This window comes from Ruegeria sp. HKCCD6426, assembly GCF_057221115.1.
Genome location: NZ_JBWVBF010000014.1, coordinates 23,700 through 30,393, shown reverse-complemented (window position 1 = coordinate 30,393; position 6,694 = coordinate 23,700). Strand labels below are relative to the sequence as shown.

7 protein-coding genes and 1 pseudogene are annotated in these 6,694 nt (G+C 53.6%); 3 read left to right on the top strand and 5 right to left on the bottom strand.

Features of this window, described 5'->3' with window-relative positions; translation table 11 throughout:
- Positions 1 to 399: 399 nt before the first annotated feature.
- From AC2TDA_RS22470 to AC2TDA_RS22460, 3 genes are read right to left on the bottom strand one after another with little or no spacing between them, the layout of a single operon-like run.
- A complete protein-coding gene (locus AC2TDA_RS22470) occupies positions 400 to 729 on the bottom strand; it encodes an L-rhamnose mutarotase (protein WP_480881321.1) in 330 nt (109 codons plus the stop codon).
- Complete coding sequence (locus AC2TDA_RS22465; protein ID WP_480881319.1) at positions 726 to 1,631, bottom strand: sugar kinase; 906 nt, start codon at positions 1,629 to 1,631, stop codon at positions 726 to 728. The genes AC2TDA_RS22470 and AC2TDA_RS22465 overlap by 4 nt, the downstream gene beginning before the upstream one ends.
- Positions 1,628 to 2,464 carry an amidohydrolase family protein gene (locus AC2TDA_RS22460; RefSeq protein ID WP_480881317.1) on the bottom strand — a complete coding sequence of 279 codons (837 nt, stop codon included), beginning with the start codon at positions 2,462 to 2,464 and terminating at the stop codon, positions 1,628 to 1,630. The genes AC2TDA_RS22465 and AC2TDA_RS22460 overlap by 4 nt, the downstream gene beginning before the upstream one ends.
- 102 nt (positions 2,465 to 2,566) lie before the next feature.
- On the opposite strand from AC2TDA_RS22460, the gene AC2TDA_RS22455 reads away from it, so the two are divergent.
- Together AC2TDA_RS22455 and AC2TDA_RS22450 are read left to right on the top strand one after the other, a co-directional pair.
- A complete protein-coding gene (locus tag AC2TDA_RS22455; RefSeq protein WP_480851008.1) occupies positions 2,567 to 3,685 on the top strand; it encodes a mannitol dehydrogenase family protein in 1,119 nt (372 codons plus the stop codon).
- Complete coding sequence (locus AC2TDA_RS22450; protein ID WP_480881315.1) at positions 3,682 to 4,647, top strand: aldo/keto reductase; 966 nt, start codon at positions 3,682 to 3,684, stop codon at positions 4,645 to 4,647. Before AC2TDA_RS22455 ends, AC2TDA_RS22450 begins: the two co-directional genes overlap by 4 nt.
- On the opposite strand, the gene AC2TDA_RS22445 is transcribed toward AC2TDA_RS22450, so the two are convergent.
- Together AC2TDA_RS22445 and AC2TDA_RS22440 are read right to left on the bottom strand one after the other, a co-directional pair.
- Positions 4,640 to 5,206, bottom strand: a complete 567-nt coding sequence (locus AC2TDA_RS22445; RefSeq protein WP_480851022.1) for a GntR family transcriptional regulator — start codon at positions 5,204 to 5,206, stop codon at positions 4,640 to 4,642. The genes AC2TDA_RS22450 and AC2TDA_RS22445 overlap by 8 nt on opposite strands.
- A 168-nt stretch (positions 5,207 to 5,374) precedes the next feature.
- Positions 5,375 to 5,542: pseudogene (locus AC2TDA_RS22440) on the bottom strand (GntR family transcriptional regulator); the annotation flags it as partial.
- A 116-nt stretch (positions 5,543 to 5,658) separates the two neighbouring features.
- On the opposite strand from AC2TDA_RS22440, the gene AC2TDA_RS22435 reads away from it, so the two are divergent.
- Positions 5,659 to 6,681, top strand: a complete 1,023-nt coding sequence (locus tag AC2TDA_RS22435; RefSeq protein WP_480881313.1) for an ABC transporter permease — start codon at positions 5,659 to 5,661, stop codon at positions 6,679 to 6,681.
- Positions 6,682 to 6,694 lie beyond the last annotated feature (13 nt).

Sequence of the window (6,694 nt, the reverse complement as noted above, 5' to 3'; positions counted from 1 at the left end):
CGAAAGCCCTTCAGGCGCGGCATTTTGGGCGGTATCTTCATGCGTAACGCGTAACGCGTAAACTGTTCACAACGCGCAGACAACTTGGCAATGCCTACCTGACCAGTAAACCTGATTAACCCATTACAATACCCCGTCAATCTGTTTGCATTCGTTTCGGTGGCTTCATGAGCAGCCGTACACTCGGTGTGTAACGAGTGACCGCCAGTATCTGGTTCGCAGACTTCTTAAGACACTTAGTCAACCGATAGTTTCGATCGGTTCCATCATTCACATAAAGCATTAGTGCCGCGGCGCAGTTTGCAAGCCACATCATGCCTGCAACGGGTACCAATCCGCAGTCTATAGGGAGGCTAATCGGTAAGGTAGATGTACGCTATACACCACGTGGCGATTGGTTCAGTCGAGGTGGAAAACCTCTTCCATCGGAGCCCACCATTCGCTTTCGTGCCTGGTCTCCAACGGAGTCTGCATTGGGCCGCATATTTTCCACCATTCCCGTGTCACCGGGTCGGCGGCGATTGCAGCATTGTCAGCATCAAAACAGTCTCCAACATATTCCCAGTAACTGAACATCAAGTTTTCGGGTTCTCGCAGGAATATTGAGTAGTTAGTGATGTTAGATCTACGCAGACGCTCCAGCACGTCGGGCCAGACGTCCGCATGGAGGCGTTTGTATTCAGCGACATGCTCCCGACGCAACCCAATGACCATTCCCATTCGCTTCATGTTTTGTCCTTGTTTTGCGGAATAATGGCTCCTGGCTGCGCAATAACAGAAACTGCCATGGCGTGTGCGGCCTTCAGGCAATCTGCTTCGGATGCCCCCCCCAGAACCCCAGCAAGATAGGCACCATTGAAACTGTCTCCGGCCGCCGTGGTATCCACGATCTTCCTGGCACGGGGAAATGCCAATGATTGCGGAAAATTCGGAGAAAGCGAAACCGGTCCCTCGTGACCGCGCTTTAATGCGCCTGATTTGCAGCCCCAATCGTTCAGCCGATCCAGAACCGCGTGAGGGTTTGGATCGCCAAAAAGGTCCATTTCATCATCAACGGATGGCAAGGCAATATCCGTGAGTTGCCACATTTGGCTGATTTGGGACTGGGCTGTAATTTTGTCCTCCCACAGTCGGGGACGGTAATTGCTGTCAAACGCGACCAGCCCACCATTATTGCGAAAAACTTCGAGAGTTTCATAGAGCGCTTCACGCGCCGTCTGTGACAGGATCGCCAAGGTAATCCCGGACAGATAGGCGATTTTCGCTTGTGTTAGGATCTGCAAATCCATCGGGCCACGAAACAACCGCCGCGCAGCTGAATCTCCGCGCCAGTAGTGAAATGACCGCTCACCTGCGGCGTCTGTCGTCACTGAGTAGATCCCGAGGTTCCTGTCCTCGTCCCGCACGCAGCCAGGCAGCGCGACCTGTTCCTTCGAGGCCAAGTTAGCAAGCCCTTCAGACATCGGATCCATGCCCATCCGGGTTAGAAATCCGACCTTCGCCGTGGGCCCAAGCGCGCGTTTGGCATAAATTGCCGTGTTAAATGTGTCACCTGCAAACCCCACCCGATAGGCAGCTGTGTCTTGACGCAATTCGGCCATCGCTTCGCCGGCGCAGACAAGATCCATCATGGCTTCAACCCATAAAAGCGGGTTGCCGTATTCCCAAACAGATTGCCTTGTTCTTCGACGCTTAGCGTGGATGCCAGCGACAAGGCGCAATTATGCCAGCTTTGATAAGTGCCAGCCAGATCCAACACCGGCCAGTCGCTTCCCCACATCAAACGCTCTGCTCCAAAACAATCCAACACATGGTCGAATACGGGTCGCAACTTGTCTGCGTTCCATCCTGCTCCGAACTCATTCGCAAGCCCGGACAGTTTGCACACGACCTGTGGAGCTTGTGCCAACCGGGCAATACCTGCACGCCACTCCTCCCCTGCATCTTGTCCATTTTGGATCACGGGTTTTGCGCAATGATCGATGACAATGGGCAGTTCGGGTATCCGGTGGGCCAAATCGGAAATCGCATCCAGGTGTCGGGGGGTAATCAGCGCATCCAGTCGCAGTCCCATCGCAGCTACAATCTCAAGATTAGAAATGACTTCGTCTCGCAGGATCCAACTGGTATCTTCGATGTCTTGAAGCATCGGGCGTACGCCTTTGAAACGGGAGTGGGCAGCAAGGTGTTGCAAGTCTGATCTTGCATTTGCTTGGCCCAGATCAACCCACCCAACAACGCCCAGAATTGACTGGTCTTCATCCGCCAAAGACAGGAGATATTCGCTTTCCGCGACGGTTGGTGCGGCCTGAACCACTACCGTTCCATCTATGCCGGCCCTTGTGCGCAACGGCAGCAGATCGCCGGGACCTAAGTCGCGTTGAATTGGGGCAACGCTGTCGTCCATCCAGAAGTAGTCACCTCGATCAAGCCTCCAGAAATGCTGATGCGCGTCTATTCTCATATTGCGATCCCGTTTTTGCGACTTGTCACACATCTCCTTGACAGCTTGAGTGTTGACAAACGGTTTATAATCATAAAAAACCATTACTAAGAGGAGGTCGCCATGTCAACAACGCCAATTGTGCAATTCGGCACCAGTCGGTTCCTGCAAGCCCACGCCGATCTATTTGTGTCCGAGGCGCAGGGGCGGGGCGAAGCCTTGGGGGATATCACTGTCGTTCAGAGCAGCGGAAGCACCGCGCGATCACACCGGTTGAAAGCTCTGTCAGCACCTGCCGGATTTACCGTACGTATATGCGGGGTCGATAAGGGTCAGGTGATAAATAAAGAGCGATGCGTGACCTCGGTAACACGGGCGTTGTCTACTCGATGCGACTGGGAAGAAATTACCAACATTGTGGTTGAGGAAGCGCAAATCATCCTGTCCAATACCTCGGACGCGGGCTTCAAGCCTTCTCTAAGCGACACGTCCAAGTCTTTTGATCAGGGGATGTCGTTTCCAGCCAAGCTCACCCATTTACTTTGGGCGCGTTTCAAGGCCAACCAACACCCTATCCAGATCATGCCAACTGAACTGCTTGTCAGAAACGGAGACGCGCTACGGAACCTTGTTCTGCCTCTGGCGGACGGGTTGTCGGCGGAGTTTGCTGCATGGGTTGCCACCCAGGTGACATTTGTGAATTCACTGGTCGATCGCATTGTGTCCGAACCCTTGGAACCTGCCGGAGCTGTGGCTGAACCTTATGCGCTCTGGGCCATTCAGGACTGTCCCGGTCTGATCTTGCCCTGCACCCACACCGCCGTTCAGGTGGTGCCATCACTGGAACCGATCGAGGCGCGCAAGCTGTTCATTCTGAACCTTGGCCACACCTATCTTGTTGCGAAGTGGTTGGAACAACAAAAGCAAGGGGCCGAGTTTGTTCGGGATTTGATGCAAGTACCCCAAGTTCTGGCGGATCTAAAAGCGCTATATGAGCGAGAGGTTGTTCCGGGATTTGCTGCCGCAGGAATGGAACACGAGGCCAAAGCCTATGTTCACACCGTTCTGGACCGCTTCGCAAACCCGTTTCTTGAACACAGGCTGACCGATATCGAGCAGAACCACCATGACAAGCTGCAACGCCGGGTCGGAGCCTTTGTCACCTGGGCACGTGAACAGGGTTGCAGCTCTCCGATGCCTCGGTTGACCGCAATACTCCCCGAACTGGACGCCGTGTCATGAAAACAAATCAACTTGGAAATACTGATATCCAAGTCAGCGAGATATCATTTGGGTGCTCGGGTATCGGGAACCTCTACCGCGAGATTACTGAAGAGACCGCGCACGAGGTACTCTCGGCGGCTTGGAACAGCGGTATACGATATTTCGACGCCGCTCCCCACTATGGGCGTGGTTTGTCAGAAGTGCGACTGGGAGCGTTCTTGAAGAACAAACCTCGAGATCAATACGTGATCTCAACAAAAGTCGGACGGGTTTTATCACCCGGACGGCAGCAGGCCGAAGCAGACGGATTTATCAACCCTTTACCCAATAGCATTCGCTACGATTATTCGGGCGATGGAATTGAAGCGTCATTTGAACAAAGCTGCACCTATCTGGGCACAAACTATATTGATATTCTCTATGTGCACGATATCGGGACCTACACCCACGGCACCAGAAACGCTGCCCATATGGGCGACCTGATGGGGACCGGTCTTGATCGGCTACAAAAGTTAAAAGACACCGGACGCATAGGTGGGTTCGGGCTCGGCGTAAACGAAAACCAGATCTGCCTGGATATTCTCAACGAACGGCCTTTGGACGTAATCCTTCTGGCCGGTCGGTTGACCCTTTTGGACCGCTCTGCGGAAGAGGCGTTGGTGCCCCTGTGTCGAGAGCTAAACACGAGCCTTGTTCTGGGTGGGATCTTCAACTCAGGCATTCTGGCAACAGGCCCTGTTGATGGGGCCAGCTATGATTATGGTCCTGCTCCGCAGGAAATACTCGAAAAAGTGGAAATGCTTGAAAGCTGCGCAATAGCGCATGGTCTGCCATTGGCAACTGCCGCGCTGCATTTCGCGCGGACGCATCCGGCTACTTCTTCGGTTCTGATAGGAACGGCGAAGCCCTCATCTCTGCAACGGAATTTAGACGCGCTTGCCACACCCTGGACGGTGGTAGCACAACGGGCATTCAAGTAAATCTGTGACTTCGCATGGAAGCCAAAAGCGTACGCTTTGCTGTGGCCAGATGTTCCTTGGCGGCATGCAACGCCGCCTCTTCATCACGTGACAGAAGTGCTTCGATCAAGCGTAGGTGCTCGTTGATCGCTTGCTCGTTCCTGGTCTTTTCCGTGTCTTTTTCCCATTGGTAGTGATAGTGGAAGATCATTGAGATCACACGCTGAAACTCTTTCACGAACCTGTTTTTGACAACGCTGTAAAGGGCCTCATGAAAGGATTCATCGAGCCGGGAAAAATCGTGAAATCGAGTATCTATATTGTCCGCGAGCTCGAGATGTTTCTGCTTCAGTTCCGCCAGCTTCACCCAGATCGCATCTCCCTCGGGCCGTGCCACCACCTGTGAGACAGCGTTCAACTCAAGAACCGAGCGAAAATCCGACAACTCGATTGCAAAATCTTCGGTAAATCCCACCAACCCCCATCCCCCTTTTGGGCGACGCTGAACCAACCCGAACCGGCTGAGTGAAGCCAGAAACTCCTGCAGGGAATGGGCCGGCACTTCGAAGTCGCGTGACATTTGCTTGACATTTAAGGGGGTTCCGGCGGGTACGTCGAAGCGTAGAACCCAGTCAAAAAAGCGGCTCTCCAGCTCTTCTGGTGTTGGGGGTTCCGAGACAACCTCCAGTCGATCTGAATCTCGCGGTCGCCGCAAAACAGTTTTTGTACGTCCGGCCCAGGAAATGATTCTATCTTCATTGAGTTTGGTCAGGGCGGATCGTATTACGGTCCTGCTGACGTTTAGATCTGTTGCCAAGGCAAACTCGGACGGCAATTGCGCGCCCTTCCCCAAAGAGGCGCACTGATCAAGCAGCTTATTGAAAGTACTCTTGAATCTTTCATCCGTACGCGCCACTGAAATGCCTCCAGAATCTTCACCTGTCTATAATTATAAAAAACCATTGACGCTCGACAAGGCTTGAGATTAAATGTTTTTAATAATTTAGTACCGCGAAGATCGGGAGGACCGAAATGGTCGAATTGGTTCAACGTCTCAGAAAATCAGGGGCATCTTTGCGCCTTTCTGGCGAGGCGTTCCACAAGCTCTCAGCCCTGCTGACGATGCTTATCCTGATCATCATATTCTCTTTTGGGAACGCCGCGTTTCTATCGGTGAACAACGGTCTGACCATCCTGCTTCAAACCGCCGTCATCGGACTATTGGGCATTGGCATGACGATGGTCATCATCACCGGAGGCATCGACCTTTCAGTGGGATCAGTTCTGGCGCTGTCAGGAACGGTTACGGGCATGTTGGTCAAATCGGGTATGCCGGTTGTGCCGGCCATGCTCATTGGCGTCGGTGTCGGAGCGCTTTGTGGTGTTTTCAACGGGTTCGTCATCACAAAGATGCGCATCACACCCTTTGTTGCGACCCTTGGCATGATGCTGATGGCGCGGGGCCTGGCCCTTCAACTGACCGGGGCAGCCCCAATTTCGCAACTTGGTGAAGCATTTGGAGTTCTGGGCAATGGTGCATTGTTTCGTATCGTCGAAATGCAAGCCAATGGTTTCCCGCGTGTTGTCTTTCCTGGCATCCCATATCCAGTCATTCTGCTTGCGGTGATGGCATTTGCCGCTGCGTATCTTCTGCGCCGCCGCCAACTGGGCAAACACATTTATGCCACTGGGTCGAACGAAGAGGCCGCTCGTCTGTCTGGTGTCAATGTCGATCGCACCAAGATTCTCGCCTATGGCATGAGCGGAGCTCTTGCCGGCCTGTCCGGCGTGGTATTGATGTCGCGCCTGATCACCGCTCAACCCAACGAAGGCGTCATGTATGAACTGGACGCGATTGCGGCGGCAGTGATTGGCGGCGCGTCCCTTATGGGCGGCGTGGGCACGATCTCGGGCACCATGATCGGCGCTTTCATCATCGGTATCCTGCGCAACGGTCTGAACATGGCCGGCGTATCGTCTTTCATCCAACAAATAATAATCGGCGCGGTTGTCATCCTGGCGGTCTACGTCGACCAGCTGCGCAATCGCCGCTGATCCCAATCCAACG